The organism is Pseudomonas sp. NPDC089530 (assembly GCF_050280705.1).
GTDB lineage: Bacteria > Pseudomonadota > Gammaproteobacteria > Pseudomonadales > Pseudomonadaceae > Aquipseudomonas.
Window position 1 is genome coordinate 19,338 of record NZ_JBNNVU010000017.1, and the last position, 25,351, is coordinate 44,688.

A 25,351-nucleotide genomic window follows, 5' to 3' on the forward strand; every position below is an offset into this window, starting at 1 on the left:
GGCTTTGACTGACAGCCAGGGGACAATTTGTTCCGAGAACACGACCTGCGCGCGAGATATGTCCGGTCATGGCTTCAGCCGGGCACGGGCGCCGGGCGACGGCTGCCGAGGATCAGGGCGAGCATGCCCAGCCCTACCAGCAGCGCGCCGAGCAGCTCGCCGGGCCAAGGCTGCCGGCCGAGCCAGAACCAATGGAACAGGGTGACGAACAGGGTGCTCAGGTAGATGTAGGAAATGACCGTGGCCGGCGCGATCACCCCGATGGCGCGGTGCAGCAGCCAGAAAGTCGCCAGGGTCGCGAACAGCGCCAGGTACAGCAGCCACAGGCCATCGCTCAGGCTCAGCAGGGCGGCGCTGCGCCAACCGCCGCCGGGCAGGCAGAAGGCGAACAGGAACAGCGCGCCGAACAGCATGTTCCAGAAGGTCATGGCGGCCGGGCTGCGGTCTTTCAGGCTGCTGGCTTTGAGCCGCTGGCTCAGGGGCGAATAGCCGGCCATGGCCAGGCAGCCGACCCCGTAGACGCCGATGGCATAGGGCGACGGCAGGCTTTGCGCGCCGCTGCCGTTGAAGGTCAGCAGCATGGCCCCGGCGGCTGCCAGCAGCATCGGCAGCAGGCGGTTTTTTGTGCTCCCGCCGGGCAGCAGGATGCCCTCGAACAGCAGCGTCAGCAGCGGCACCAGGGCGAACAGGATGCCGGTGTTGACCGCCGAGGTATGGCGCAGCGCCTCGAACAGCGAGGCAAAGTAGATCGCCAGCAACAGGCCCAGCAGCGCATGGGCCCGCAGCCCGGCCCGGGTGATGCGGAACGAGCCGTTGAGCAGCAGCGGCGGCACGAACATCAGCGCTGACAGCAGCAGGCGCAGGCCGGTCAGCAGGAGCGGGTCGATGGCCTGGCTGACCTGGGCCGCGGCGAAGAACGAGGCGGCGATCAGTGCCGCCCACAGCAGCATGCCGACATGGGCGTTGAGCACACTGGCGGGTTTCATGGCTGGGTTCCCGGGCTTATTGGAAGGAGGCTCATTGGAAGTGACGGTGGTAATGCCGTGGATCGAAGCGCAGGACCATCAGGATCATCAGCGCCATGACCGCGGTCAGCGCCCACCAGGCCCCTTCGAAACTGCCCAGGCGGTCGCGGATCATTCCCGCGAGCAAGGGCGACAGGCCGGCGATCAGGTAGCCGATGCCTTGCACGAAGGCCGTCAGGCCGCCGGCGCGGCGCGGGTTGTCCAGATGGTCGAGGGACACGATCAGGCTCATGGGGAACAGCCCGCCGATGCCCAGGCCCAGCAGGCAGGGCCAGAGCAGGCTGAGGTGCCGCGGGCTGAGGATCAGCCCGCAGAAGCCGGCGATGATCAGCAGCAACAGGGCCACCAGCACCCGGCGACGGTCCTGGCTGCGGTTGGCGATGGCCGGCGTCACCAGGCCCGAGACCACTTCCATGGCGGTGAGAAAGCCCAGCAACAGACCGGCGTTCTGTTCGCTTAAGCCCAGTTCCACGTAGTAGGGGGCGAGCCACGCCAGGACGCAGGTGTAGGACGCCGTACCCAGGCCGAAAAAGACCGCCAGCAGCCAGGCGCGGCGGTTGCCGGCGAAGGATTCGTGGCGGGCACCGCTGTCCGGCAGCCTGGGCATGGCGGCCCGTTGCCCGTACCAGAACAGCAGCGCCACGACCGCCAGGGCCGCCCAGATCGCCAGGCCCAGGCGCCAACTGCCGGTCCGGGCGCTCACCAGCGGGGCGAAGGACGCCGCGATGGCCGCGCCGCCCATGATCGAGGTGACGTACAGGCCCATGAACAGCGAGACGTTGTCGCTAAAGCGCGACTTGATCAGCGCCGGCATCAGGGCCTGGATCAGGGCGATGCCGAGGCCGGCGAGCACGGCGCTGAGGATCAGCTCGGCGGCCGAATCGACGAACAGCCGCGCCAGGGTCGCCAGGCCGATGAGCAGCAGCGAGACCACCACGCTGCGGTGGTCGCCCAGGCGCTGGCCGAGGCTCAGGCCGAAGAACATCGCCAGGCCCATGGCCATCACCGGTAGCATGGTCAGCAGCGCCGCGCTGCTGAAACTCAGGGCGATATCGCCGCGGATACCCGACAACAGGGGGCCGACGGCAGCCATCGAGGGCCGCAGGTTCAGGGCCAGCAGGATCACACTGAGCATCAGCCAGAAAGCAGGGCGGGGTGTGGCGCGAACGTTTTCCATGACCGGACCTTGAAGAATTCAGGTGCCGATTAGGCGATGGCCGGCCTCAGGCCGGCAAATCAGAAAGTCTGCAGTGCTATCGAAAAATTAAATAGCACTTGCAGCCGCTGCCGCGGGGGGGCGGCAGCGGCTACAGGTGCAGGGTGATCAGAACGGCTTGGTCGGCAGGTACTTGCCATCCAGGGTGATCACCGCGCGGGAACCGCCTTCCGGGTCTTCGACTTTCTTGATGTCGAGCTTGAAGTTGATGGCGCTGATGATGCCGTCGCCGAACTGCTCGTGCACCAGGGCCTTGAGGGTCGAGCCGTAGACCTGGAGCATTTCATAGAAGCGGTACACGGTCGGGTCGGTGGGGATGCCGCCGGGGATGCTGCCCCGCGACGGGATGCTTTGCAGCAGGCGGCAGGCGTCCTGGTCCAGGTCGAGTTTGGCGCAGACCACCTCGGCGGCAGCCGCCGGCAAGGCATGCTGGCCGAGCAGGGCGGCGGTGACGAACGCCAGGCTCAGGCCGGTGCCGTCGGCGAGCTGTTGCCACGACAGGTCCTTGCGCGCCTTGGCGTCGATGATCTGGTCGGCCAGGGCCAGACGTGGGGCTTGGGTGAATTGGGATTGCAGCATGTCGAGTTCCTCTTTGAGGGATGGTGAAAAAGGTGGTTTCAGGCCGCGTGTCGCGGTTTACCGGAAAAGGCGCAGGTGTCCGGGTGTTCGGCCAGGGACACGAAGTTCTGGCTCGGGCCATCCAGCGCGGCGATATCGCCACTGGCAATGTCGTAGACCCAGCCGTGCAGGTTCAGCCGACCCTGCTCCAGGGCCAGGGCGACCGCGGGATGCGTCTTCAGGTTAGCCAACTGGGCGATCACGTTTTCCCGGACCAGGGCATCCAGGCGGTCTTGTGCCGAAGCATGCTGGCGGGCGGCGTTGACCACCCGCGCCGAGTCGGCATGGCGCAGCCAGTTGGCCACGGCCGGCAGGTGGTCCAGGCATTTGCAGGTGGAGATGGCGGTCATGGCGCCGCAGTCCGAGTGGCCGCAGATCACGATATCGCCGACCCCGAGCACTGCCACCGCGTATTCCACGCTGGCCGAGACGCCGCCCGGCTCCGGCCCGTAGCTGGGCACGATATTGCCGGCGTTGCGGATCACGAACAGATCGCCGGGCTCCTGCTGGGTCAGCAGTTCCGGCACCACCCGGCTGTCGGAGCAGGTGACGAACAGGGCGCTGGGGCTCTGGGTGGTGGCCAGCTGTTTGAACAGCTCGCTGCGTTTGGGGAAGGCTTCGCGCTGGAACTTGAGGAAGCCGTCGATGATGGTCTGCATGATGATTCTCCTTGCATCGCTGATGGCGCAAGGATGGAAAATTTCAGCTATAGGGTCCAAGACTGGTTTGTTATGCTTTCCATAAGTCCTGCCTATAGTTGGAAGCCCAGCATGCTGCTACGTCATATCCGTTACCTGCTGGCGGTCGCCGAGCACGGCAACTTCACCCGCGCCGCCGAAGCCCTGCATGTGTCCCAGCCAACGCTATCGCAACAGATCCGGCAGTTGGAGGACAGCCTCGGCGCGCCGCTGTTCGACCGCTCGGGCCGCACGGTGCGCCTGACCGACGCCGGCGAAGCCTATGTGCGTTATGCGCGCCTGGCCTTGCAGGACCTGCAGGCGGCCAGGCGCGCGATGCACGATGTGCAGGATCTGCGGCGCGGTTCGTTGCGCCTGGCCATGACCCCGACCTTCACCGCCTACCTGGCGGGGCCGTTGCTGACCCGGTTCAACCAGCGTTATCCGGGGATCGGCCTGAGCCTCGAAGAGATGAGCCAGGACCAACTGGAAGCGGCCCTGGCCGAAGACCGCCTGGACCTGGGCATCGCCTTTGCCGGCCAGCACCTGCCGGACATCGACAGCCAGCCGCTGTTCGAGGAGCACCTGAGCCTGATGGTGAGCCGCGAGCACCAGGCCGGACTGCCGCGGGAACTGACGGCGGCTGCGCTGCAAGCCCTGCCGCTGGTGTTGCTCAGCGGCGATTTCGCCACGCGCCAGCATATCGATCGTTATTGCCGCGAGCAGGGCATTGCGCCGCAGATCGCCATCGAGGCCAATTCCATCGGCGCCATTGTCGAGATCGTCCGGCGCGGGCAACTGGCGACCCTCCTGCCCCTGGCCATCGCCGACGAACTGCCGGGCTTGCGGGCGCTGGACCTGCAGCCGGCCCTGGCGTCACGCCGGGTGGCGCTGCTGGGACGCAAGGGGGCCTATCGCAGCGCCGCGTCCCAGGCGTTTCGCCAGCTGTTGATGGATCAGGGCGCCGCCAGCCACTGATCGACCACGCCCTTGTAGAAGCCGGTGGCCTTGCTCAGGTGCAGCCACTGGTCGACGTAGCTTTTCCAGGCCACGTCGTCGCGCGGCAGCAGGAAGGCTTTTTCACTGTATTGCAGGTACTGCTCGGGGTTCACCGCGCAGAGCCCGGGCTTGAGCTTCTGCTGGAAGCGCGCCTCGGAGGCGTCGGTGATCATCACGTCGGCCTTGTGCTCCAGCAGTTGCTCGAAGATGGTCACGTTGTCGGCGAACAGGGTCAGGCTGGCCTTGGGCAGATGGGCCCGGGCGAAGATTTCGTTGGTGCCTCCCGGCGGTTCGATCAGGCGCACCGACGGCTGGTTGATCTGTTCCACGGTCTGGTAGCGCGACTTGTCCGCGCAGCGCACCAGGGGAATTTTCCCGTCGATCCCCAGGGTGTCGCTGAAGAAGGCTTTCTTCTGCCGTTCCAGGGACACCGAGATACCGCCCACGGCGATGTCGCACGGGGTGGCCAGGAAGTCCGGCATCAGGGTTTTCCAACTGGTCTTCACCCACTTCACCTCGACCCCCAGGCTCTGGGCCAGGGACTGCGCCATCGCGATGTCGATGCCTTCGTAGGCGCCGTCCGGGCGCAGATAGGTGTAGGGCTTGTAGTCGCCGGTGGTGCAGACATTCAGCTGCCCGCGCTCGATGACCTGGTCCAGGTGCGAGACGCTGGGGGCGGCAAAGGCCGGGGCGCAGAGGCTCAGCAGCGAGCAGAGCAGAAGGCGTGGGTTCATGCAGTCGATCCTTGAGGGCGAGGGGAAGGGGCGGCTCATTATTGGCGCCGGGCCCGGGCGGGGCAAGGCGCAACGCTGGCCGGGGCGCGGGTGGCCAGGTGCGTTGGACGCGTCTTGGCAAAGGGCCATGCCAACTATTTGTTGGCGTCTTTTTCACGAAACATTGATGGGTGGCTACCTAAGGTTCGTGCTGCCGTGGGAAACCGTTCGATAAGCGGTTTTCGACGACGCATTTCTTTCCAGGAACCAGCAGATCGTCATGTTCAAAACCAAACCCCTGCGCCCCGAATGGGTGACGCTGATAGCCAGCGCCTTTTTATTGTTCGGTTGCAACTTTGTGCTCTGGCAGCATCTGTTCAGCATTACCGCGTCGGACACCAGCGGCATTGCCATGCGCGTGGCGTTCGGGGTGATGATCTTCTGTGCCTTCAACATCGTCCTGACGTTATTGGCGTTTCGCCGGGTACTGAAACCGGTGCTGACCCTGTTGTTCATGGTCAGTGCCGGCGTGGCCTATTTCATGAGCCAGTACGGGGTGCTGATCGACGCCGGAATGTTCCGCAACTTTGCCGAAACCAATGCGACGGAAGTGCGCGACCTGCTGTCGCTGAAGTTGCTGGGGTATATCGTGGTGCTGGGCGTCTTGCCCTCCTGGCTGTTGTGGAAGACCCCGATCGCTTATCGCCGCTGGCACCGCGAGTTACTGAGCAAGTTGCTGGTCTCGTTCCTCTCTGCCACGGCTATTGGCGGGGTGGCCCTGGCCAACTACCAGGGGCTGGCTTCGCTGTTTCGCAATCACCATGAATTGCGCCTGATGATAGTGCCCAGCAACTACGTGGGGGCTTCCATCGGTTACTTGCGTGAGCAGGTGGTGTCGGCGCGCCAGCCGTTCATCAAGATCGGCGAGGACGCCCAGCGCAACCCGACCTGGCAGGCCCATGCCCGCAAGTCGCTGACAGTCCTGGTGGTGGGCGAGAGCGCCCGGGCCGAGAACTTCGGCATCCTGGGCTATGAGCGCAACACCACACCGCAACTGAGCCAGGAAAACGGCCTGATCGCCTTCACCGACGTGACGTCCTGCGGCACCGAGACCGCGGTGTCGGTGCCCTGCATGTTCTCCAACATGGGCCGCAAGAACTACGACGCCAGCAAGGCCAAGCACGAAGAGGGGCTGCTGGATGTGCTCAAGCGCGCCGGGCTCGAGGTGATCTGGCGCGACAACCAGTCCGGCTGCAAGGGCACCTGCGACCGGGTGACCCTCGACGACGTCAGCAACCTCAAGGACCCGGCGCTCTGCGCCAACAGCGAATGCCGCGACGAGATCCTGCTCCAGGGCCTGCAGCACTTCATCGACACCCTGGACAAGGATACCGTGCTGGTGCTGCACCAGATGGGCAGCCACGGTCCGGAATACTTCAAGCGCTACCCCAAGGCCTACGAGCACTTCACCCCGGTGTGCGAAAGCAATGCCCTGAACAATTGCAGCCGCGAGAGCATCGTCAATGGCTACGACAACACGCTGGTGTACACCGATCACGTACTGGCGACCCTGATCGATCTGCTGCGCAGCAACCAGGACAAGGTCGACACCGCCATGCTCTACCTGTCGGACCACGGCGAATCCCTGGGCGAATACAACCTGTACCTGCACGGCACGCCGTACATGCTCGCGCCCGAGCAGCAAAAACACGTGGCGATGCTGGCCTGGTTCTCGGACAGCTACCAGAAGGCGTTCTCGGTGGACACCCATTGCCTGCAACAGAGCCGGGAAAACCCCCTGAGCCAGGACAACCTGTTCCACTCGATGCTCGGCTTGCTGGAGGTCGACAGCAAGGTCTACGACCCGGGCCTGGACCTGTTCGCCGGCTGCCGCGGCAGCGTGGTCGACGGGGTGCTTGCACGCAAATGAAGCCTTGATCGGCGTTCGACCTTTTTTTCACGCTGCGGGCGCTAGCCTGTCAGCAGCCCATTTTTACAAGAGCCAGCAAAGCCATGTCCGCGCACCCTCCATCCCCCATCGAGCTTGAGTTCGTCAGGCGCTATGACCAGGCCCATGCCCGCGTCTGCGGCGACGAGCGCCCGCTGGGACTGGGGCGGCGCCTGTCGCTGTGGCGTGACGAGCGGCTGGTGCGCCACGCGCTGAAGGTGGCGGGCGAGCCGGGCCTGCTTCTGGACGTGGCCTGTGGCGCCGGGCGTTTCTGGCCGGTGCTGGGCGAGCACGGCAACCGGGTGATCCTGGCGGCGGACCCGTCCCAGGACATGCTTGAGCACGCCCAGACCCATCACCCGGCCAGCCTGCTCAAGCGGGTCAGGACCTTCCAGAGTTCGTCGTTCAGCATCGGCTTGTCGGCCAATGCGGTGGACTGCATCGTCTGCCTGCAACTGTTCCCCCATGTGGCCAGCAGCGAGGCACGCCTGGCCCTGCTGCGGGAGTTTCACCGGGTCAGTCGCGACGCGGTGATCCTTGCGGTGCGCCTCGACAGTCGTTTCAAGGCGGTGCAGGAGCGGCTGCTGGGCAGCAGCACGTTGCAACTGCAACCCGCGTCGCCGTTGCCCACCAGCAGGGCACGGGTCGAGGCCGAGTTCAAGGAGGCGGGATTCGAGGTGCTCAGCCACCAGGACTTCATCCCCGGTTGTGCCGCCTGGCGGGTTTACGTACTGCGCAAACAGGGATAGCCGACGGGGCTCGGACTATTCTTGGGACCCCAGGCCGATTTCGCGCAGGCTCTTGTCGAGTGGATGCTCGGAAATCGCCGAGGGCGATATATACTGCGCGCCATTCTTCAAGGGAGAGCCGTGTGGCCATCGATATTCACTGGATTCGCGACAACGATAGCCTCGGTCAATTCTGCACCGAGTGGCAGCAGTTGCCATTCGTCGCCCTCGACACCGAATTCATGCGGGTCGACACCTTCTATCCGATCGCCGGCCTGTTGCAGGTGGGCGATGGCCAGCGCGCTTACCTCATCGACCCCTTGACCATCGACGACTGGCAGCCCCTGGCGGCCTTGCTGGAGAACAGCGCGGTGGTCAAGGTGGTGCACGCCTGCAGCGAGGACCTCGAAGTCCTGCTGCGCCTGACCGGCAGCCTGCCGGCGCCGCTGTTCGACACCCAACTGGCGGCCGCCTACCTGAACCTGGGGTTCTCCATGGGCTATTCGCGGCTGGTCCAGGAAGTGCTGGGTATCGAATTGCCCAAGGGCGAGACCCGCTCCGACTGGCTGCAGCGTCCGCTGTCGGAAACCCAGGTCAGCTACGCCGCCGAAGACGCCGTGCACCTGGCCGAGGTCTACACCCAGCTGCGGCCGAAACTGTCCGCGGACAAATACGCCTGGGTGCTGGAAGACGGCGCCGAGCTGGTGGCCAACCTGCGCCGCGAAACCGACCCCTACGAGGTCTACCGCGACGCCAAGCTGGCGTGGAAACTGTCCCGCGCGCAACTGGCGGTCCTGCGTGAACTCTGTGCCTGGCGCGAGCGCGAGGCGCGGGCGCGGGACCTGCCGCGCAACCGGATCGTGCGTGAGCATTCGCTGTGGCCCCTGGCCAAGAGCCAGCCGGACAGCCTCGGCGCCCTGGCGAAAATCGAAGACATGCACCCGCGCACCGTGCGTCAGGACGGCGAGTTCCTGCTGGGCCTGATCAAGCGCGCCGCCAGCGTCGGCCCGGACCAGTGGCCGCCGGCGGTCCCCGAGCCGTTGCCGATGGAAGCTTCGCCCCTGCTCAAGCGCCTGCGCGCGGTGGGCCAGGCCGAAGCCGAGCGCCTGGGCATCGCCCCGGAACTGATGTTGCGCAAGAAAACCCTGGAAAGCCTGCTCAAGAGCGGCTTCCCCAACGGACCCTACCAATTGCCCGATTCGCTGCGTGGCTGGCGCCGCGAATCGATGGGCCAGGCGCTGCTCGACAGCCTGGCCACCGCCGGAGAACAGCCATGAAACGTATCTGCTCCATCTACAAAAGCCCGCGCAAGAACGAGATGTACCTCTACGTGCTCAAGAGCGATGCCCTGGAGCGCGTGCCGGAAAACCTGCTGCTGGCGTTCGGCAAGCCGCAGCACGCCTTCGACCTGGTGCTGACCCCGGAGCGCAAACTGTCGCGCGAGGACATCCACAAGGTGCTGGAGAACCTCGACAAGCAGGGCTACCACCTGCAGATGCCGCCGGCCGAGGACGAGTACATCGAACACTTGCCCGAAGAGCTGCTGCGCCGTAACGATCCGGTCTGACGGACCGCTGTAGAAGCCCCGTCCGGGGCTTCGTCGAAAAATGGAAATGACTTGTCCGGCGGCCGCCGCGATCGATGGAGCGATACTCCGTCGGCGGTCGCCTGTACCGTTTTTGTAAGGTTTGAACCATGCGCGTTCTGATTGCCGAACACGATCACGCTATTTATGCCCGTTTGTTGCGCCAGCTGGCGCCTGACCTGGAAGTACTGACCAGCGGCGATTCCGCTGAACTCGCGAAGCTGGCCGCGGACTGTCCGGTCTGGCTCGGCCAGCCGGACCTGCTGGCCACCCTGTTGCGCCAGGGCCACCGGCCGCAGTGGCTGCAATCGACCTGGGCCGGCATCACCCCGCTGCTGGCCGACGGCCTGCCACGGCATTACCGCCTGACCCGCGCCGTGGGGATCTTCGGCCAGGTCATGGCCGAGTACGTACTCACCTACATGCTGGGCCACGAGCGCGAAGTCCTGGCGCGGTTGGTCAGCCAGGTCGAGCGCAAGTGGGACAACCGCACGGGCCAGGGCCTGAGCGGGCGCAAGGTGCTGATTGTCGGCGCGGGCGATATCGGCCAGAGCGTGGCGCAGTTCCTGCTGCCGTTCGGCGTCGAGCTGTACGGCATCGCCAGCGAAGCCCGGGAGCAGGCGCCGTTCATTGAAGTGGCGGCATTGTCGGACCTGGGGCGTCTGGTGGGCGAGGTGGATTATGTGATCAACCTGCTGCCCAACACGCCGCATACCCATGACCTGTACGACGCGGCGCTGTTCAAGCAGTTCAAGCCGACCGGCCTGTTCATCAACGCCGGCCGCGGCGTCGCGGTGGTCGATGCGGACCTGGTGGCCGCCCTGAAGGAAGGCCATCTGGCGGGGGCGGTGATCGATGTCTGCCGTCAGGAACCGCTGCCGCAGCGCCATCCGTTCTGGACCGCCTGGGGCCTGTTGCTGACCGGCCACAGCTCGGCGCCGACCTCGCCGACCCTGATGGCGCAGCTGTTCATCGACAACCTGCGGGCCTATCAGGCCAACACGGCCTTGCGCGGCGAAGTGGATTTCGCGCGGGGGTATTGAGGGCGTATCGCGGACCCTGTAGCCGCTGCCGAAGGCTGCGATAGGACCGAAGGTCCTCCAGCGATCTAAGATCCTGCGCCCACGTTGTGGGCGATCGCAGCCTGCGGCAGCGGCTACAGGGATTGCATCCTTACAGGCTGAAGTCGCCTTCGGCCACGGTTTCGCTCAGCGGGCGACGCGGGCTCGGTGTTTCGCGGGCCTGCAGGTATTCGGCCAGGCTCGCCTTGTCCCCCAGTTTGCCGACGGCCACGGCGGCGTGCAGCGCATAACCTTCCGGAATTTTCAGCTCCTTGCGGGTCAGCTCCTGGTCGAAGCCGGCCATGCCGTGGGTGTGCCAGCCGCTGATGCTGGCTTGCAGCGCCAGGTGGCCCCAGGCCGAGCCGGTGTCGAAGGTGTGCCACAGGGCCGGGGTTTCTTCGCTGGCGCCCGGGGCGGTGAAGGTGGTCTTCGAGATCACGATCACCAGGGCCGAAGCGTTCTGCGCCCAGCTGCGGTTGAATTCGTTGAGCAGACCGAGGAAACGCTCCCAGTTCGGCGTGTCGCGGCGGGCATAGAGGAAGCGCCACGGTTGCGAGTTGTAGGCCGACGGCGCCCAGCGCGCGGCTTCGAAGAAGCTCAGCAGGGTTTCCTCGGGGATGGCTTCGCCGGTGAAGGCCCGTGGCGACCAGCGATCGGTGAACTGCGGGTGGATGGCGTACTCGGCAACGCGGGGATTGGCACTCATGACAGAGATTCCTGGCAACGTTTGAGAATGAACAGTGTGGGTAACCCGACGAGCGCAGTTGAGCTGGGCGATGGGGTTTTGCGACAGGCAAAGCTACTGTGCGCCATGCGGCCTGACAAGTAGTGCGTTACCGACAGTCGCCGGCGCTTGGCCCACGGGGCCGCTGGCACTAGACTGGCGGCCTTTTTCCTGTCCGATACCGATTACCCGAACCATGGCCGCCAAAGTCGAACCCTTCTGGATACGCAAGACCCTCGAACAACTCGATCAGGAGGAGTGGGAGTCGTTGTGCGACGGTTGCGGCCTGTGCTGCCTGCAAAAGCTCGAGGATGAAGAGGACAACAGCGTCTACTACACCCGTATCGCCTGCAAGCTGCTGGACCTGAAAACCTGCCAGTGCAGCGATTACGCCAACCGCCGCGCCTCGGTGCCGGACTGCATCCAGCTCACCCCGGGCAAGGCCGACGAGTTCAAGTGGCTGCCGCCGACCTGCGGTTATCGCCTGGTCAGCGAGGGCAAGGACCTGCCGCTCTGGCACCATCTGGTGTGCGGTGACCGCGATGCGGTGCACCACGAGCGCATTTCCCAATCCGGACGCATGCTCGCCGAAGGCAGCGTGGCCGAAGAGGACTGGGAAGACCATCTGATTTTCCGCGCCGGCTGAAGGCCGGCGCGTTCAAGCTGTGATTCACGAAGGAGTGTGTATGGCTGTGGGGGCAAGGCTGGCGCTGGCCGGCTGGTTGCTGGCGTTCGCCGCACCGGGGTGGGCGGCGAACAAGGTCGATCTGGATTACCACGTGCGTCTGTTGCCCCAGAGCGACCAGGCGGAGGTGCGCCTGACCCTGGCGGACGGCGCGGCGGTGCGCAGCCTGGATTTCGATCTGGGTACGCACGGCGATTACAGCGACTTCAAGGCCGATGGCCAATGGCAGTCCGAGGCCGGCCAGCCCCCCGTGGCGCGGCGCGGCGTATGGCGCCCGGGCAGTGGCAAGGCCAGCCTGAGCTACCGGGTACGGATCAGCCACAGCCTGAAAAAAGACAGCTTCGACAGCCGCCTGACGCCCCATTGGGCCCTGTTGCGCGGCGATGCGCTGGTGCCGGCGGCCCGGCTCGACCAGCAGGACGGTGTCGAGCTGGTGTCGCGGCTGGAGTTCGAGTTGCCCGCGGGCTGGAAAAGCGTGGAGACCGCCTGGCCGCGCATCGGCAAGAACCGTTTCCGTATCGATAACCCCGAGCGCCTGTTCGACCGGCCTACTGGCTGGATGCTGGCCGGTACCCTGGGCAGCCGCCGCACCCGCCTGGGGGAGACCGAAGTCACGGTCGCCTCGCCGCAAGGGCAGGGCATGCGGCGCATGGACGTGCTGACGTTGCTGACTTTCGTCTGGCCGCAGATCCAGGCGACCTTTCCCCGGCATCCGGGCAAGTTGCTGATCGTCGGTGCGAGCGACCCGATGTGGCGCGGCAGCCTGGCCGGGCATGCTTCGCTGTACTTGCACAGCCGCCTGCCGCTGGTCAGCGAGAGCGGCACCAGCCCGCTGTTGCGCGAGGTGATCCAGGTTTTTGCCCGGATCGACGACAGCCAGCGCAGCGACTGGATCGGCGAGGGACTGGCGGAGTACTACGCCATCGAGCTGATGCGTCGCGCCGGGGGCATGAGCGATGAGCGTTACCAGGCCCTGCAAGAGCGGTTGGGCAAGAGCGGTCATGACGTCACCAGCCTGCGCGGCGAGCAGGTGGGGGCGCCGCTGGTGGCCAGGGCCGTGCTGCTGTTGCAGGAACTGGATCGGGAGATCCGCCTGAAAACCCGCAACAAGCGTTCCCTGGACGACGTGACACGGGAGCTGGTGGGGCTGGAAAACGTCAGCACCGAAACTTTCGTGAAGGTCAGTGAAAGCGTGCTGGGTGGCGCGTCGAAGGTGCTCGACAGCGATTTGTTGCGTTAGGTCGGGATGACCGCCGGGCGGTCAACCCGTTCATGCACCGCGGCGTTCGAACCCGCCGTTCAAACCTCGTCCTTGGGTGACTTCAATGAGTCGCCGCGGGCCGCCGCCTCGGCATTGGCCTTGAGGTCCTTCAGTTCCGCCGCGCGACGTTCGATTTTCGCCCGCACGTTGTGCAGGTCCTGGCGGCCTTGCTCCAGCAGGCTTTTCGCCGAGCTGTGGCCGGTGATGCCGCGGGCCAGGGCGACGCCGCCGATGGCTACCTGGATCAGGCCGAACACCCCGCCGCGGCGCAGGCCCTTGCCCACCATCGCCACGCCGCCGGCCAGCGAACCGATGCGCTCCCAGCCCTGGACGTTCCGGGTCGGCTGGCTCTGGAGCGGGGGGCTTGCGATGAGTGGCTTGCTGTCGCTCATGATCGGTCTCCAGGGGGAATGGACATAAGGCTGACTGCGCGGGCGCAGCGCTCGTTCCATCGGATATCGGGGGGGCTGGGAATTCAGCGTCAGGCATTCAGAACTCAGAACTTGGGACCCGAGCGAGTGTTGTTGCCCTTGGCCAGGCGGTCGTAGAGCACCACGTTGACGGTGGCGGCCAGGTTCATGCAGCCGGTGGTCGGGATATACACCACGTCTTCGCACCAGTCGCGGATCTCCTTGTCCAGGGAGCCGTCTTCCGGGCCGAAGATGTACAGCGCGCGATCCGGGTGGGTGTACTCCGGCAGCGACCGGGCGCCTTCCACCAGTTCGACCGCGACCGGGATGCAGCCCAGGGGCAGGATCTTCTTCAGATCGTCGATGCCGATCAGCGGAATGTCCTGATGGACCTTCTTGGTGTCGGTGACGAAGTCCCGGGCCCGTTCATAGCGCTTGCCGGTGTAGAACACCGACGCGACGCCATAACAACCGGCGGCGCGCATCACCGAACCGACGTTCTCCGGCGACTTGGGGTTATACAAACCGATGCAGCTGTACCTTTTGTTTGCCACGAGCGGGGAGCCTTCGAAAAAAATCGCGATTATACGGGGATTGGCGGCTGGCGGTTGGATCCGCTCAAAGCACCGCGGGCAAGTCGGATCGCCGACTTGCCCGCGAGAGTCCGGCCCTGTCGGACCGATAAAGAGAGGAGGTTACTCTTCGTCTTTTTTCATCAACCCCGCCAGCGCGGCGAAGGGGTTGTGGGTGGCCTTGGCGACTTTCGGCGTGCTCAGGGAGCCGTCGCCGAAGTACTGCTGGTCGGTGTAGCGCGAGTGCTCGTTGTCGTGGCAATACAGGCACAGCAGCTCCCAGTTGGAGCCGTCCTGCGGGTTGTTGTCGTGGTTGTGGTCGCGGTGGTGCACGGTCAGCTCGCTCAGGCGCTTGCCGGAGAACTCGCGGGCGCAGCGCCCGCAGACGTGCGGGTACATCTTCAGGGCCTTGTCGCGGTAGCCCATCTCGCGGTCGCGCTGGGCGTCGGCGAGGATGCGGTCCAGTTTGGACGTGTTGGTCGAACTCATGGGTTCACCTTCAGATAAAGACTAATGACGGTAATGGGCTCATTTTAGCTCAGGCCTTGAGCTTCTCGGCAATCCAGATGGTGTGGCGGGTGCCTTTGTTGCCATGGGCGAAGACCTGAACTTCCTCGGCTTTGAAGCCGGCCTTGCGCAGCTTGTCGGAATACTGCCGATCGGCACTGGCCGACCACACAGCCAGCACGCCCTTGGGCCGCAGGGCCCGGGCGCAGGCCGCCAGCCCGGCGGCGGAATAGAGCCAGCTGTTGGTTTTCCGGGTCAGGCCTTCGGGGCCGTTGTCGACGTCGAGCATGATCGCATCGAACCCCTGGGGTTCGGCCTGCAGCACCTTGGCCACGTCTTCCTGGCGGATCACCGTGCGCGGGTCGAGCAACGGCCGGCCGGATTTCTCCCCCAGCGGCCCGCGGTTCCACTCCACCACCCCCGGCACCAGCTCGGCGACCACCACTTCGGCGCCCTTGCCCAGATGCTTGAGGGCCGAGGCGAGGGTGAAACCCATGCCCAGGCCGCCGATCAGCACCCGTGAATTCGCGCGTCCGGCGACCTTGCGGCAGGGGATTTCGGCCAGGGCATCCTCGGAGCCGTGCATGCGGGTGTTCATCAGCTGCCCGCCGTCGCCGCCCTGGATCTTGATGACAAAATCCTCGCCGTACTCGAACAGGCACAAGGCACCGCCATTGTCGGGAATCGGGGTGGTGTCCAGCAGCACGAAACGTTTCATGAGGTTCTCAATGAGGAAGGCAAACCGGCGCGGTTGGGAGTAGCCTGAGGGCTGACAATCGCTCTGGAGCCATTGATGAAGCGCACTATTCTAACGGTCATTGCCCGGGCAGCGCTCTTGCTCGGTGCCGCGTCGGCGATGACGGTCGTGCACGCCGAGGAACTGCAGGCCGTACCCGTGACCCCGGCTCCTGTTGCCGGCTCGCCCGGCACGGCGACCCCGACCCCCTATCCGCAGATCACGCCCCCCAGCACGCCCAAGGCTGGCGTCAATGGCGGCGCGCCGTTGCTGCCGCCGATCGACATGCCCAAGCCGCCGAAGGATCAGACCCTGCCGGGGCTGGAGCAGAACGAGGCGAAAGCCAAGGCGTCGGGCGCCTAGACCTGCTGCGACAGCAGTTGCCCGTCGGCCATGCGCAGGCGCTTGGACAAGGAGATGGCCAGGGCGCGGATGATCTTGGCGGCGATCTTCGGCGCGTCGTTGAGCATTTTTTCCAGGGAATCCTTGCCCAGGTTGAGCAGCCGGCAATCGCTGGCGGCCACGCAGCTGGCCGAGCGCCGTTCGCCGTCGAGCACCGCCATCTCGCCGAAGGCCCGGCCGCTGCGCAGGGTGGCGATGGTCACGCGCGCGCCTTCGCTGTTGCTCTTCTGCACGGCCACCTGGCCGGAATGGATGATGCACATGAAGCTGCCGGCGTCGCCCTCGCGGAAGATCTCCTGGCCCTGGGCGATGCTGCTGATGCTGAAATAGCCGGCGGCGGCATTGAAGTCGGCCGGCAAGAGTTGATCGAACAGTCCGCAGTCCATCAGCCAGTCGCGGATTTCGTTGTTCAACAAGGTAGGTTCGGGCATGTCGTCACGGTCTTTTTTTGTGTCTGTTGCGGTTCCGGGGGGGGAGTATGACCTAGAGCCGGCGGTCCCGTGTTAAGACAGGACGGCCGGCCGGAGTTCCTCAGGCGATGCCCAGAATCTTGAAAACAAATGCATATTCGAGCGCTACGTCACGCAATCCCTGATAACGCCCGCTCATGCCGCCGTGGCCGGCGCCCAGCTCGGTCTTGAGCAGCAGCAGGTTGTCGTCGGTCTTGGTGGCGCGCAGCCGGGCCACCCACTTGGCCGCTTCCCAGTACTGCACGCGGCTGTCGTTGTAGCCGGCGATCACCAGGGTCGCCGGGTAAGCCTTGGCCTCGACGTTCTCGTAGGGCGCGTAGGCCTTGATCCGCTGGTACACCTCCGGCTCTTCGGGGTTGCCCCATTCGTCGTATTCGGTGACGGTCAGCGGCAGGTCGGGGTCGAGCATGGTGTTGAGCACATCGACGAACGGCACTTCGGCGATCGCCGCCTTGAACAGTTCCGGGCGCTGGTTGAGCACCGCGCCGATCAGCAGGCCGCCGGCGCTGCCGCCGCTGATGGCCAGCTGTTCGGCGCTGGTCAGGCCCTGGGCGATCAGGTGCTCGGCGCAGGCGATGAAGTCGCTGAAGGTGTTCTGCTTGTGTTCCTGCTTGCCGGCGCGGTACCAGGCCTCGCCCAGTTCGCCGCCGCCGCGCACATGGGCGATGGCGAAGGCCACGCCGCGGTCCAGCAGGCTCAGGCGGGCGTGGGAAAACCACGGGTCGAGGCTTTCGCCGTAGGCGCCGTAACCATAGAGGTACAGCGGTGCCGGCCGGCCCAGGGCCTCGCGCCTGATCACCAGGCTGATCGGCACCTGGGTGCCGTCGGCCGCGGTTGCCCACAGGCGCTGGCTGACATAGGCGTCCGGGTCGAAAACCCCCAGCACCGGGGTTTCCTTGAGCACTTTCTGCTCGCCGTCGGCCAGTTCCAGCTGGCGGATCTGCGCCGGGCGGTTCAATGCCTCGTAGCGCAGGCGGATGCGCGGGCTGACGAATTCCAGGCTGTTCTGCACATGCAGGCTGTAGGCCGCGTCCGGCAGTTGCACGCGATAGGCCGGCAGGCCCTCGGGGCGCACCTCGATGATCGGCAGGCCGCCTTCGCGCAGGCTCAGGGTCATGGCCGAGGTGTTCAGGCTCAGGCCTTCGAGCATCACGCTGTCGTTGTGGGGGATCAGGTTCTGCCAGTCGGCCTGGCCGGGTACCGAGCCCTGGTCCGGCGCCTGGTAGAGGGCGAAGTTGATGCCGTCGCGGTTGCTGCGGATGAACCAGGTCCACTGGCCATCGAGCAGGCCGTGGTCGACGTCGTATTCATGTTGCTCGACCCGCGGCGCCAGGCAGGTAAAAGCCTGTTGCGGCTGGGCCGCGTCCAGTACCCAGACCTCGCTGGTGGTCTTGCTGCCCAGGGACAGCAGCAGCTGCTTCTCGGAGCTCGAGCGGTAGCAATGCAGGAAAAAACGCCCGTCCGGCTCATGGAACACCTCTTCGGCGGCGGTGCCGTCCAGGCGGTAGCGGAACAGCTTGTGCGGGCGATGGGTGTCGTCCAGCTCGCCGAAGAACAGGGTCAGGCTGTCGTTGGCCCAGGTCATGCTGCCGTCGCAGTCGGCGAACGGCAGTTCGCTGATCTTACCGCTGGACAGCTCCTTGACGAACAGGGTGTAGACCTCTTCGCCACTGGTATCGAGGCTGTAGGCCAGGCGCTGGTGGTCGGGGCTGATGCTGAAGGCGCCGAGGGAGAAGAACCCGCCATTGGCCAGGGCGTTCGGGTCCAGCAGCAGTTGTTCGCGGCTTTCGTCGACGGTGAGGCTGTCGTCGGCCGGGCGCGGGCAGCGGTAGTGCCGGGCGTATTCGTCGCCGGCGGTGGTGCGGGTGTAATACAGGTACGGGCCCCAGGGGGAGGGCAGGGACAGGTCGGTTTCCAGGATCCGGCCCTTGATTTCCTGGAACAGGGTTTCGCGCAGCGCCGCCTGGTCGGCCAGGGCGGCTTCCTGGTAGCGGTTCTCGGCCTTCAGGTAATCGAGCACGGCGTCGGTGTCGCGCTCCTGGAGCCAGGCGTACGGGTCCGGCCCTTCGGCCTTGCGGGCGATCGGGGCACTGATGACGTGGGCGGATACGGGCATGGAGGGCTCTCGGGGCGGTAACGAATAAGGGCGCGGCAGACAGCGGTGCAGCCTGACATGCGAAAAGCCGTTATCATAAGCGCCTCTTTGCCAGCCTTGCCATGGACACCATGACCGAGAACGACTATCTGATCGCCTGGGGGCTTTACGCCTTCGCCGCCTTGGGCTGCCTGCTGGTGTGGATGCGCCTGACCCGCTGGATGTGGCGCTGGTTGCGCGAGCCGCTGCGCGTGCTGGTGGCGGTGCTGCTGTTCAGCCCGACCGTGGTCGACTCGGCCAAGGACATGTTCGCCCCGGCCGTGGCCATCACCGCCCTGGACATGCTGTTCAAGGTCGGCAACAACGCCTGGCGCGCGGTCTCCGACCTGTTCATGTACGGCATGATCGCCTTCGCTCTCTACCTGGTGTTCGTGCTGATCCGCTGGCCGATCGAACGCGCGGCCAACGCCCGCAAGGAACGAGCCGAAGCCGCCAAGGCCGCGGCCCGGGCCGACGAGCCGGGCGACGACCAGCCGTTCGGCGGCGCCGGCGACGATCGTTATGGCCGTCCGCCCGTGCCCGGCAATCCCCAGCGTTCGCGGATCGAGCCGCGCCTGTAAGCCGCATTGGAGCGAGAGTCCGAGCATGTGTGAGTTATTGGGCATGAGCGCCAATGTGCCGACCGATATCGTGTTCAGCTTTACCGGCCTGATGCAGCGCGGTGGGCGTACGGGGCCCCATCGCGACGGCTGGGGCATCGGGTTCTACGAGGGTCGCGGCCTGCGCTTGTTCCAGGACCCGGCGGCGAGCAGCGAGTCGGAAGTGGCCAACCTGGTGCAGCGTTACCCGATCAAGAGCGAAGTGGTGATCGGCCATATCCGTCAGGCCAACGTCGGCAAGGTCTGCCTGTCCAATACCCATCCGTTCGTGCGTGAGCTGTGGGGGCGCAACTGGTGTTTCGCCCACAACGGCCAACTGGCGGACTTCCAGCCGGTCGCCAGCTTCTATCGTCCGGTGGGCGATACCGACAGCGAAGCGGCGTTCTGCGATCTGCTCAACCGGGTGCGCGCGGCGTTTCCCGAGCCGGTGGAGGTCGAGGCGCTGCTGCCGTCGCTGGTCGCCGCCTGCGCCGAATACCGCAGCAAGGGCGTATTCAACTGCCTGCTCAGCGACGGCGACTGGCTGTTCTGCTATTGCTCGACCAAGCTGGCGCAGATCACCCGCCGGGCGCCGTTCGGCCCGGCACGTTTGAAGGACGTCGATGTGATCGTCGACTTCCAGGCGGAAACCACGCCCAACGACGTGGTGACCGTGATCGCGACCGAACCTTTGACCGAAAACGAAACCTGGACTCGCTACGAGCCGGGCCAATGGAGCCTGTGGCGGCGCGGTGAATGCGTCGTCCACGGCCAGACCGAATAAGGACACCCCCTATGTTGCTCAGTTATCTGCGGCTGGTGCTGTTTGCGGCGGGCCTGTTGATCGGGGTCCAGGTCCCGGGTTTTCTCAGCGATTACACCAAGCGGGTCGAGGCCCATCTGATCGAGGCCCAGACCGGCCTGCAGGGCTTCCAGGGCACCGCCACCCAGTTCTTCAAGGGCGATTTGCAAGCGCTGGTCGCCCACTATCGGGCCAGCGACGACCCGGTGTTCCGCAGCGACGCCGACAGCCTGAGCAACCTGCTGGGGCGCCAGCTGGCCCTGGACAAGCAGTTCCAGGCCATGCAGGGGCCGTGGTACATCCGCCTGCTGCAGGTGCTGCTGGCCGCCGATCCGGACATCCGCCTGGAAACCTGGAATGGCTACAGCTACCAGATCCTGCTGACCCCGCAAGCGATGATCTGGGCCATGAGCGGCGCCTTGCTGCTGTCGTTCGGCCTGGAGTGCCTGTATCGCCTGATCGACTGGGTGGTGCTCGGCGGCAAGCGCCTGCGCCAGAGCCGGCCAATCGAAGAGCGTGATCTGAAAGGGCTGTGATGTAGCCGCGATCCCTGTAGCCGCAGCCTGCGGCAGCCGCTACGGGAGCGGGTCAGCCGGCCAGGACGATGTAGTCCTCACCGGCCTTTTGCGCGTATTGCTCCAGCACCTGCTGGCACAGCACCACCACTTCTTCCACCAGATCCACCCCCACTCGCCATGACACCACCACCTGCAGGTTCGGCGGGCGCTGGTCGATGGCCAGCAGGGTCAGCTCGCCGCGGGCCAGTTCCTCGCTGACCAGCACCGGCGGCAAGGCGCCGATGCCGAAGCCATCGCGCAACAGGCGGGTGATGGCCGAGACCGAGTTCACGCAGTTGAGCCGGGGCGCGGTCACGCCGTTGGCCTGCAGCAGGCTCAGCACCTCCTGGTGGGGCAGGGAGTTCTTCGAGTAGGTGATGATGCGTTCCCGGGCCAGCTCGGCCAGGTTGGCGTACTCGCGGTTGTAGATCGAATGGCTGGCGACTATCCAGCCCATCGGGTGGCTGGCCAGTTCCAGGCTGCGAATGGATTCCTGGCGCAGCAGGTCGGTCTGCAGCACCAGGTCGAGAAAACCTTTCTGCAACTGTTCGCAGAGGTTGAGCGAGGTGTCGGCCACCAGCTCGATCTCCACCTGGGGATAGCAGTCCATCATCCGCGCCACCAGGGGGCTGAGCCAGGTGTGGATCACGGTGTCCATGACGCCGATGCGAATCCGCCCGACCTTGCTCGAACGGGTCTCGATCGACTGCTTGAGGGCCTGCAGGGTGTCCAGCATCTGCTCGGCGTAGTCGAGCACCTTCAAGCCTTCCGGGGTCAGGGTCACGCCGCGGGAATCGCGCAGGAACAGCTTCACCCCGAGTTCGCCCTCGAGCACGGCGATGCGGCTGGAGATCGAGGCCTGGGTGGTGAAGAGTTTGTCGGCGGTCAGGCGAAAGCTTTTCAGGCGTGCCACCCAGACGAAGGTTTCGAGGAACTTGAGATTCATGCGATCAACTTTTCTTATGTCTGGAGACGGTTTTTATTCGTTGGACGCAGCAGGGGGCGGGCGCCAAGAATCGCTGCGTCTCACGATAAAGCGTCGTCGGGGCCCAGAACAATACCAATAAAACCAAGGTGGAGATTCGCCATGAGTGCGCCCGACTCGCTCGCCGCCGGCAAGGCCAAAGGCCGCGCCGGCCCCTTCGACTGGTACCGCGACATCAACCAGCAGGAACGCCGCACATTCTGGAGCTGCAAGGCCGGCTATGGCCTGGATGGCATGGACACCCAGATGCTCAGCTTCGTCATCCCGACCCTGATCGCCCTGTGGGGCATCAGCTCCGCCGAAGCCGGCCTGATCCACACCAGCACCTTGCTGGCCTCCGCCCTGGGCGGCTGGATCGCCGGCATCCTGTCCGACCGCATCGGCCGGGTGCGCACCCTGCAACTGACCGTGCTCTGGTTCGCCTTCTTCACCTTCCTCTGTGGCCTGGCGCAGAGCTATGAGCAACTGCTGATCGCCCGGACCCTGATGGGCTTCGGGTTCGGCGGCGAGTGGACCGCCGGCGCGGTGCTGATCGGCGAAGTGATCCGCGCCGAGAACCGCGGCAAGGCGGTGGGCATGGTGCAGTCCGGCTGGGCCCTGGGCTGGGGCATCACGGCACTGCTCTATGCGCTGATGTATTCCCTGCTGCCTCCGGAAGACGCCTGGCGCGCCCTGTTCCTGCTGGGCATCCTGCCGGCGATCTTCGTGATCTTCGTCCGCCGCCTGGTCAAGGACCCGGAGGTCTACCGTGAAACCCGGGCCCGGGAAGTCCCCGATAACCCGCCGCGTTTCTACGAGATTTTCGCGCCGGCCATTCTTAGCACCACCTTGCGCGCCTCGTTGCTGGCGGCCGGTGCCCAGGGCGGCTACTACGCCATCACTTTCTGGCTGCCGACCTTTCTCAAGACCGAGCGCGGCTTGAGCGTGCTGAGCACCGGCGGTTACCTGGCCATGGTGATCTTCGGCTCCTACGTGGGCTATGTGGTCAGCGCCTATCTGACCGATCTGCTGGGGCGCAAGAAGAACTTCGTCCTGTTCGCCGCCGGCTCGTTCACCATCGTCCTGCTGTACACGCAGATGCCGGTGAGCAACGCGGTGATGCTGTGGCTGGGCTTTCCCCTGGGCTTCTTCGCCTCCGGGATCTTCAGCGGCATGGGCGCGTTCCTGACCGAACTGTTCCCCACGCGCATCCGCGGTTCGGGCCAGGGTTTCTGCTACAACAGCGGCCGCGCCCTGGCGGCCCTGTTCCCGCTGCTGATCGGGCTGCTCAGCCAGCACATTCCCCTGGGCGCGGCCATCGGTACCTTCGCGGCGGTGTCCTACGGCATCGTGGTCCTGGCCGCCCTGAGCCTGCCGGAAACCCGTGGCAAGCAACTCGAAGCCCGCTAACTGATAGTCTGTGGGCATCCCTGCGCGATGCCCGCAGCCGGAACGACAACCTCTACAGGAGCACCGACCGTGAGCCGCCTGTTATTGAATTGCGACATCGGCGAAAGCTTTGGCAACTGGACCATGGGCCTGGATGCCGAGGTGATGCCCTTTATCGATTGCGCCAACATTGCCTGCGGTTTCCACGCCGGCGATCCGAGCATCATGCGCAAGACCGTGAGCCTGGCCCTGGCCAACGGCGTGCGCATCGGCGCGCACCCGGCCTACCAGGACCTGGCCGGCTTCGGCCGCCGCTCCATGGCCTACGGCGCCCAGGAACTGCAGGACCTGCTGCATTACCAGGTCGGCGCCCTCGACGGCATCTGCCGGGCCCAGGGCAGCCGCGTCAGCTACGTCAAACCCCACGGCGCCATGTACAACGACATGATGGCCAACCCGGCCCAGCTGCGGGCGGTGATCCAGGCCGTGGCGGCCTATGACCAGTCGCTGCCGCTGATGCTGATGGCCACCCGGGACAACAGCGCCGCCCAGGCCCTGGGTGACGAGTACGGTGTGACCCTGTGGTTCGAAGCCTTCGCCGACCGCGCCTACGACAACGCTGGGCACCTGGTGTCGCGGCAGTTGCCGGGGGCGGTGCACCACGATCCGGAACAGATCATCGCCCAGGCCCTGACCATCGCCCGTGGCGACGCGCTGCAGGCCAGCGATGGCAGCGCCTTGCACCTGCGGGCCAATACCCTGTGCGTGCACGGCGACAACGCCAGCTCGGTGGCCGCGGTGCAGCGTATCCGCGCGGCCCTGCAGCAGTTGCCAGCATGAACATACGGGTTGAAGTGGTGGCCATCGACTGTCTGATGGTGCGGTTGTTCGAGGTAATCGCCGAGGCCAACATGCCGTGGATGCTCGCCGCCAGCGAGCGGCTGCGGATGGCCTTCGGCGCGCACTTGATCGATCTGGTGCCGTCCTACACCACGCTGATGGTGCACTACGACCTGAGGGCCCTGAGCCCGTCCCAGGCCCGGGAACTGATCGATGCGGCCCTGACCGACCTGACCCCCGACTCCCGTTCCGGCGGCCAGCGCCATGTGCTGCCGGTCTGGTACGACCTCAGCGTCGGCCCGGAACTGAGCCTGCTGGCGCAACGCAGCGGCCTGTCGGTGAGCGAGGTGATCCGCCGCCACAGCGAGCGTGAATACCAGGTGTTCGCCCTGGGCTTCGCCCCGGGTTTCGCCTTTATGGGGCTGGTGGACGAAGTGCTGGCCGCGCCGCGCCTGGATACGCCGCGCAAGCGCGTGGCGGCGGGCAGCGTGGGGATTGCCGAGCGCCAGACCGCGGCCTATCCGGTGGTGTCGCCGGGGGGCTGGAACCTGATCGGACGCACGCCGAGCCGCCTGTTCGATCGCGAACGGGACGGCTACAGCCTGATGCAGCCTGGCGACCGGGTGCGTTTCGCCGCGGTGGATCGTGCCGAGTTCATTCGCCTGGGCGGCGACGACACACCATTGGAGGTGCCGGCATGAGCCGTCTGACCATCGAAGCCAGTACCCCGCTGTGCCTGTTGCAGGACGCCGGTCGTTTTGGCGTGCGCCACCTGGGCGTGACCCAGGGCGGCGCACTGGACTGGGTGTCGATGTCCTGGGCCAACTGGCTGCTGGACAACGCCCTGGACGCCCCGGTGATCGAGATCACCCTCGGCGGTTTCAGCGTGGTCGCCGAGGAACTGTGCCTGCTGGCGCTGGCGGGCGCTGACCTGGGGGCCTGTATCGACGAGCGTCCGCTCAGCCCGGGGCGCAGTTTTATCCTGCAGAAAGGCCAGCGGCTGCGCTTTACCCAGCCGTTTCTTGGCGCCCGGGCCTACCTGGCGGCGCCCGGCGGTTTCAATGCGCCGAAGGTGCTGGGCAGTTGCGCCAGCGTGGTCCGCGAAGAGCTGGGCGGGCTCGACGGTTTCGGCCGGCCATTGGCCGAGGGCGCGGGACTTGAGTATTCGGGGGCGGGAGTGAACCTCAAGGCGCTGTCGGGCAAGCAACTGCCGGACCTGCAATCGAAGGCGCCGCTGGAGGTGATTCTCGGGGCGCAGATCGGCCAATTCAGCGGGCAGAGCCTGTTCGATGCCTTCAACAGCGCCTGGACCCTGGACAGCCGCGCCGACCGCATGGGCATGCGCTTGCTGGGGCCGCAGCTGCGCTATCAAGGGCCGCCGATGATCTCCGAAGGCATTCCCCTGGGGGCGATCCAGGTGCCGCCGGACGGCCAGCCGATCGTGCTGCTCAACGACCGGCAGACCATTGGCGGGTATCCGCGGCTGGGGGCCTTGACACCCCTGGCGCTGGCGCGGCTGGCGCAATGCCTGCCCGGCAGCGAGGTGCGTTTGACGCCGGTGGTGCAGGAGACGGCGCACCGCCAGCAGATCGAGTTTCTGCGACAGTTCGTCTGAACCCCTGTAGCCGCTGCCGAGCCTGCGAGGCTGCGATAGGACCGAAGGTCCTCCTGCGGTCTCGCGATCCTTGCGCCCCCTTCGGGGTCGATCGCAGCCTGCGGCAGCGGCTAC

General features: G+C 65.7%; 29 protein-coding genes. 16 read left to right on the forward strand and 13 right to left on the reverse strand.

Features of this window, described 5'->3' with window-relative positions; translation table 11 throughout:
• Positions 1 to 74: 74 nt before the first annotated feature.
• From ACQKQA_RS09490 to ACQKQA_RS09505, 4 genes are all read right to left on the reverse strand, one after another.
• Positions 75 to 986 (reverse strand): DMT family transporter, encoded by a 912-nt coding sequence (locus ACQKQA_RS09490; protein WP_427555959.1) that lies wholly within the window; start codon positions 984 to 986, stop codon positions 75 to 77.
• Positions 987 to 1,017: 31 nt separating this feature from the next.
• Positions 1,018 to 2,202: a cyanate transporter gene (locus ACQKQA_RS09495; protein ID WP_427555961.1), complete on the reverse strand. Its 1,185-nt coding sequence runs from the start codon at positions 2,200 to 2,202 to the stop codon at positions 1,018 to 1,020.
• 147 nt (positions 2,203 to 2,349) lie between these two features.
• Entirely contained in the window at positions 2,350 to 2,820 is a 471-nt protein-coding gene (gene cynS / locus ACQKQA_RS09500; RefSeq protein ID WP_427555964.1) for a cyanase, read from the reverse strand.
• Positions 2,821 to 2,858: 38 nt separating this feature from the next.
• Positions 2,859 to 3,518 carry a carbonic anhydrase gene (locus tag ACQKQA_RS09505; RefSeq protein ID WP_427555967.1) on the reverse strand — a complete coding sequence of 220 codons (660 nt, stop codon included), beginning with the start codon at positions 3,516 to 3,518 and terminating at the stop codon, positions 2,859 to 2,861.
• Positions 3,519 to 3,629: 111 nt separating this feature from the next.
• Between ACQKQA_RS09505 and cynR the strand changes: the two genes are divergently transcribed.
• On the forward strand, positions 3,630 to 4,514 hold the full coding sequence (gene cynR / locus ACQKQA_RS09510; protein WP_427555969.1) for a transcriptional regulator CynR: 885 nt from the start codon (positions 3,630 to 3,632) through the stop codon (positions 4,512 to 4,514).
• On the opposite strand, the gene ACQKQA_RS09515 is transcribed toward cynR, so the two are convergent.
• Positions 4,493 to 5,269: a transporter substrate-binding domain-containing protein gene (locus ACQKQA_RS09515; RefSeq protein ID WP_427555972.1), complete on the reverse strand. Its 777-nt coding sequence runs from the start codon at positions 5,267 to 5,269 to the stop codon at positions 4,493 to 4,495. The two genes, cynR and ACQKQA_RS09515, sit on opposite strands and share 22 nt — an antisense overlap.
• A 259-nt stretch (positions 5,270 to 5,528) precedes the next feature.
• Here ACQKQA_RS09515 and ACQKQA_RS09520 point away from each other — a divergent pair, with 259 nt between their 5' ends.
• From ACQKQA_RS09520 to ACQKQA_RS09540, 5 genes are all read left to right on the forward strand, one after another.
• Entirely contained in the window at positions 5,529 to 7,178 is a 1,650-nt protein-coding gene (locus ACQKQA_RS09520; protein WP_427555974.1) for a phosphoethanolamine transferase, read from the forward strand.
• Between the two features lie 83 nt (positions 7,179 to 7,261).
• Positions 7,262 to 7,945: a class I SAM-dependent methyltransferase gene (locus tag ACQKQA_RS09525; protein WP_427555976.1), complete on the forward strand. Its 684-nt coding sequence runs from the start codon at positions 7,262 to 7,264 to the stop codon at positions 7,943 to 7,945.
• A 122-nt stretch (positions 7,946 to 8,067) separates the two neighbouring features.
• Positions 8,068 to 9,201 (forward strand): ribonuclease D, encoded by a 1,134-nt coding sequence (rnd, locus tag ACQKQA_RS09530; RefSeq protein WP_427555979.1) that lies wholly within the window; start codon positions 8,068 to 8,070, stop codon positions 9,199 to 9,201.
• Entirely contained in the window at positions 9,198 to 9,491 is a 294-nt protein-coding gene (locus tag ACQKQA_RS09535) for a YcgL domain-containing protein (protein ID WP_427555982.1), read from the forward strand. The genes rnd and ACQKQA_RS09535 overlap by 4 nt, the downstream gene beginning before the upstream one ends.
• A gap of 128 nt (positions 9,492 to 9,619) precedes the next feature.
• Positions 9,620 to 10,552 carry a D-2-hydroxyacid dehydrogenase gene (locus ACQKQA_RS09540; protein WP_427555984.1) on the forward strand — a complete coding sequence of 311 codons (933 nt, stop codon included), beginning with the start codon at positions 9,620 to 9,622 and terminating at the stop codon, positions 10,550 to 10,552.
• 130 nt (positions 10,553 to 10,682) lie between these two features.
• Here ACQKQA_RS09540 and ACQKQA_RS09545 read toward each other — a convergent pair whose 3' ends face one another.
• Positions 10,683 to 11,276 (reverse strand): nitroreductase family protein, encoded by a 594-nt coding sequence (locus ACQKQA_RS09545; RefSeq protein ID WP_427555987.1) that lies wholly within the window; start codon positions 11,274 to 11,276, stop codon positions 10,683 to 10,685.
• A gap of 214 nt (positions 11,277 to 11,490) precedes the next feature.
• On the opposite strand from ACQKQA_RS09545, the gene ACQKQA_RS09550 reads away from it, so the two are divergent.
• On the forward strand, positions 11,491 to 11,940 hold the full coding sequence (locus ACQKQA_RS09550) for a YcgN family cysteine cluster protein (RefSeq protein WP_007926912.1): 450 nt from the start codon (positions 11,491 to 11,493) through the stop codon (positions 11,938 to 11,940).
• 40 nt (positions 11,941 to 11,980) lie between these two features.
• Positions 11,981 to 13,219: a hypothetical protein gene (locus ACQKQA_RS09555; RefSeq protein ID WP_427555991.1), complete on the forward strand. Its 1,239-nt coding sequence runs from the start codon at positions 11,981 to 11,983 to the stop codon at positions 13,217 to 13,219.
• A 59-nt stretch (positions 13,220 to 13,278) separates the two neighbouring features.
• On the opposite strand, the gene ACQKQA_RS09560 is transcribed toward ACQKQA_RS09555, so the two are convergent.
• From ACQKQA_RS09560 to ACQKQA_RS09575, 4 genes are all read right to left on the reverse strand, one after another.
• On the reverse strand, positions 13,279 to 13,632 hold the full coding sequence (locus ACQKQA_RS09560; protein ID WP_427555994.1) for a YgaP family membrane protein: 354 nt from the start codon (positions 13,630 to 13,632) through the stop codon (positions 13,279 to 13,281).
• A gap of 104 nt (positions 13,633 to 13,736) precedes the next feature.
• The gene (locus ACQKQA_RS09565) at positions 13,737 to 14,204 is read right to left on the reverse strand and encodes an RNA methyltransferase (RefSeq protein ID WP_095107241.1); all 468 of its coding nucleotides are present in this window, start codon (positions 14,202 to 14,204) and stop codon (positions 13,737 to 13,739) included.
• A gap of 141 nt (positions 14,205 to 14,345) precedes the next feature.
• On the reverse strand, positions 14,346 to 14,711 hold the full coding sequence (locus ACQKQA_RS09570) for a YajD family HNH nuclease (protein ID WP_097302389.1): 366 nt from the start codon (positions 14,709 to 14,711) through the stop codon (positions 14,346 to 14,348).
• A 49-nt stretch (positions 14,712 to 14,760) separates the two neighbouring features.
• Positions 14,761 to 15,447, reverse strand: coding sequence for a hypothetical protein (locus ACQKQA_RS09575; protein ID WP_427555997.1), 687 nt, complete (start codon positions 15,445 to 15,447; stop codon positions 14,761 to 14,763).
• A gap of 75 nt (positions 15,448 to 15,522) precedes the next feature.
• Between ACQKQA_RS09575 and ACQKQA_RS09580 the strand changes: the two genes are divergently transcribed.
• Entirely contained in the window at positions 15,523 to 15,828 is a 306-nt protein-coding gene (locus tag ACQKQA_RS09580; RefSeq protein ID WP_427556000.1) for a hypothetical protein, read from the forward strand.
• Here the strand turns inward: ACQKQA_RS09580 and ACQKQA_RS09585 are convergent.
• Both ACQKQA_RS09585 and ACQKQA_RS09590 read right to left on the reverse strand, forming a co-directional pair.
• A complete protein-coding gene (locus tag ACQKQA_RS09585) occupies positions 15,825 to 16,298 on the reverse strand; it encodes a cyclic nucleotide-binding domain-containing protein (protein ID WP_427556002.1) in 474 nt (157 codons plus the stop codon). The genes ACQKQA_RS09580 and ACQKQA_RS09585 overlap by 4 nt on opposite strands.
• A 100-nt stretch (positions 16,299 to 16,398) precedes the next feature.
• Positions 16,399 to 18,453 (reverse strand): S9 family peptidase, encoded by a 2,055-nt coding sequence (locus ACQKQA_RS09590; RefSeq protein WP_427556004.1) that lies wholly within the window; start codon positions 18,451 to 18,453, stop codon positions 16,399 to 16,401.
• Between the two features lie 101 nt (positions 18,454 to 18,554).
• Between ACQKQA_RS09590 and ACQKQA_RS09595 the strand changes: the two genes are divergently transcribed.
• Genes ACQKQA_RS09595 through ACQKQA_RS09605 form a run of 3 tightly spaced genes read left to right on the forward strand, consistent with a single transcriptional unit; the run spans position 18,555 to position 20,408 of the window.
• Positions 18,555 to 19,052 carry an MFS transporter gene (locus ACQKQA_RS09595; protein ID WP_427556007.1) on the forward strand — a complete coding sequence of 166 codons (498 nt, stop codon included), beginning with the start codon at positions 18,555 to 18,557 and terminating at the stop codon, positions 19,050 to 19,052.
• A gap of 25 nt (positions 19,053 to 19,077) precedes the next feature.
• Positions 19,078 to 19,854, forward strand: a complete 777-nt coding sequence (locus ACQKQA_RS09600; protein ID WP_427556010.1) for a class II glutamine amidotransferase — start codon at positions 19,078 to 19,080, stop codon at positions 19,852 to 19,854.
• A gap of 11 nt (positions 19,855 to 19,865) precedes the next feature.
• Positions 19,866 to 20,408 (forward strand): DUF2937 family protein, encoded by a 543-nt coding sequence (locus ACQKQA_RS09605; RefSeq protein WP_427556013.1) that lies wholly within the window; start codon positions 19,866 to 19,868, stop codon positions 20,406 to 20,408.
• Between the two features lie 52 nt (positions 20,409 to 20,460).
• On the opposite strand, the gene ACQKQA_RS09610 is transcribed toward ACQKQA_RS09605, so the two are convergent.
• Positions 20,461 to 21,375 (reverse strand): LysR family transcriptional regulator, encoded by a 915-nt coding sequence (locus tag ACQKQA_RS09610; RefSeq protein ID WP_427556016.1) that lies wholly within the window; start codon positions 21,373 to 21,375, stop codon positions 20,461 to 20,463.
• A 141-nt stretch (positions 21,376 to 21,516) separates the two neighbouring features.
• On the opposite strand from ACQKQA_RS09610, the gene ACQKQA_RS09615 reads away from it, so the two are divergent.
• From ACQKQA_RS09615 to ACQKQA_RS09630, 4 genes are all read left to right on the forward strand, one after another.
• Positions 21,517 to 22,803, forward strand: a complete 1,287-nt coding sequence (locus tag ACQKQA_RS09615; protein WP_427556019.1) for an MFS transporter — start codon at positions 21,517 to 21,519, stop codon at positions 22,801 to 22,803.
• Positions 22,804 to 22,872: 69 nt separating this feature from the next.
• Positions 22,873 to 23,622: a 5-oxoprolinase subunit PxpA gene (locus ACQKQA_RS09620; protein ID WP_427556022.1), complete on the forward strand. Its 750-nt coding sequence runs from the start codon at positions 22,873 to 22,875 to the stop codon at positions 23,620 to 23,622.
• Positions 23,619 to 24,323, forward strand: a complete 705-nt coding sequence (locus tag ACQKQA_RS09625) for a 5-oxoprolinase subunit B family protein (protein ID WP_427556024.1) — start codon at positions 23,619 to 23,621, stop codon at positions 24,321 to 24,323. Before ACQKQA_RS09620 ends, ACQKQA_RS09625 begins: the two co-directional genes overlap by 4 nt.
• Entirely contained in the window at positions 24,320 to 25,237 is a 918-nt protein-coding gene (locus tag ACQKQA_RS09630; protein WP_427556027.1) for a biotin-dependent carboxyltransferase family protein, read from the forward strand. The genes ACQKQA_RS09625 and ACQKQA_RS09630 overlap by 4 nt, the downstream gene beginning before the upstream one ends.
• Positions 25,238 to 25,351 lie beyond the last annotated feature (114 nt).

Excerpts from the sequence above, each read along its gene's own strand:
- ACQKQA_RS09490 (WP_427555959.1), bottom strand. The coding sequence starts at position 986 with ATGAAACCCGCCAGTGTGCTCAACGCCCATGTCGGCATGCTGCTGTGG.
- ACQKQA_RS09495 (WP_427555961.1), bottom strand. The coding sequence starts at position 2,202 with ATGGAAAACGTTCGCGCCACACCCCGCCCTGCTTTCTGGCTGATGCTC.
- cynS (WP_427555964.1), bottom strand. The coding sequence starts at position 2,820 with ATGCTGCAATCCCAATTCACCCAAGCCCCACGTCTGGCCCTGGCCGAC.
- ACQKQA_RS09505 (WP_427555967.1), bottom strand. The coding sequence starts at position 3,518 with ATGCAGACCATCATCGACGGCTTCCTCAAGTTCCAGCGCGAAGCCTTC.
- cynR (WP_427555969.1), top strand. The coding sequence starts at position 3,630 with ATGCTGCTACGTCATATCCGTTACCTGCTGGCGGTCGCCGAGCACGGC.
- ACQKQA_RS09515 (WP_427555972.1), bottom strand. The coding sequence starts at position 5,269 with ATGAACCCACGCCTTCTGCTCTGCTCGCTGCTGAGCCTCTGCGCCCCG.
- ACQKQA_RS09520 (WP_427555974.1), top strand. The coding sequence starts at position 5,529 with ATGTTCAAAACCAAACCCCTGCGCCCCGAATGGGTGACGCTGATAGCC.
- ACQKQA_RS09525 (WP_427555976.1), top strand. The coding sequence starts at position 7,262 with ATGTCCGCGCACCCTCCATCCCCCATCGAGCTTGAGTTCGTCAGGCGC.
- ACQKQA_RS09535 (WP_427555982.1), top strand. The coding sequence starts at position 9,198 with ATGAAACGTATCTGCTCCATCTACAAAAGCCCGCGCAAGAACGAGATG.
- ACQKQA_RS09540 (WP_427555984.1), top strand. The coding sequence starts at position 9,620 with ATGCGCGTTCTGATTGCCGAACACGATCACGCTATTTATGCCCGTTTG.
- ACQKQA_RS09545 (WP_427555987.1), bottom strand. The coding sequence starts at position 11,276 with ATGAGTGCCAATCCCCGCGTTGCCGAGTACGCCATCCACCCGCAGTTC.
- ACQKQA_RS09550 (WP_007926912.1), top strand. The coding sequence starts at position 11,491 with ATGGCCGCCAAAGTCGAACCCTTCTGGATACGCAAGACCCTCGAACAA.
- ACQKQA_RS09555 (WP_427555991.1), top strand. The coding sequence starts at position 11,981 with ATGGCTGTGGGGGCAAGGCTGGCGCTGGCCGGCTGGTTGCTGGCGTTC.
- ACQKQA_RS09560 (WP_427555994.1), bottom strand. The coding sequence starts at position 13,632 with ATGAGCGACAGCAAGCCACTCATCGCAAGCCCCCCGCTCCAGAGCCAG.
- ACQKQA_RS09570 (WP_097302389.1), bottom strand. The coding sequence starts at position 14,711 with ATGAGTTCGACCAACACGTCCAAACTGGACCGCATCCTCGCCGACGCC.
- ACQKQA_RS09575 (WP_427555997.1), bottom strand. The coding sequence starts at position 15,447 with ATGAAACGTTTCGTGCTGCTGGACACCACCCCGATTCCCGACAATGGC.
- ACQKQA_RS09580 (WP_427556000.1), top strand. The coding sequence starts at position 15,523 with ATGAAGCGCACTATTCTAACGGTCATTGCCCGGGCAGCGCTCTTGCTC.
- ACQKQA_RS09585 (WP_427556002.1), bottom strand. The coding sequence starts at position 16,298 with ATGCCCGAACCTACCTTGTTGAACAACGAAATCCGCGACTGGCTGATG.
- ACQKQA_RS09590 (WP_427556004.1), bottom strand. The coding sequence starts at position 18,453 with ATGCCCGTATCCGCCCACGTCATCAGTGCCCCGATCGCCCGCAAGGCC.
- ACQKQA_RS09595 (WP_427556007.1), top strand. The coding sequence starts at position 18,555 with ATGGACACCATGACCGAGAACGACTATCTGATCGCCTGGGGGCTTTAC.
- ACQKQA_RS09600 (WP_427556010.1), top strand. The coding sequence starts at position 19,078 with ATGTGTGAGTTATTGGGCATGAGCGCCAATGTGCCGACCGATATCGTG.
- ACQKQA_RS09605 (WP_427556013.1), top strand. The coding sequence starts at position 19,866 with ATGTTGCTCAGTTATCTGCGGCTGGTGCTGTTTGCGGCGGGCCTGTTG.
- ACQKQA_RS09610 (WP_427556016.1), bottom strand. The coding sequence starts at position 21,375 with ATGAATCTCAAGTTCCTCGAAACCTTCGTCTGGGTGGCACGCCTGAAA.
- ACQKQA_RS09615 (WP_427556019.1), top strand. The coding sequence starts at position 21,517 with ATGAGTGCGCCCGACTCGCTCGCCGCCGGCAAGGCCAAAGGCCGCGCC.
- ACQKQA_RS09625 (WP_427556024.1), top strand. The coding sequence starts at position 23,619 with ATGAACATACGGGTTGAAGTGGTGGCCATCGACTGTCTGATGGTGCGG.
- ACQKQA_RS09630 (WP_427556027.1), top strand. The coding sequence starts at position 24,320 with ATGAGCCGTCTGACCATCGAAGCCAGTACCCCGCTGTGCCTGTTGCAG.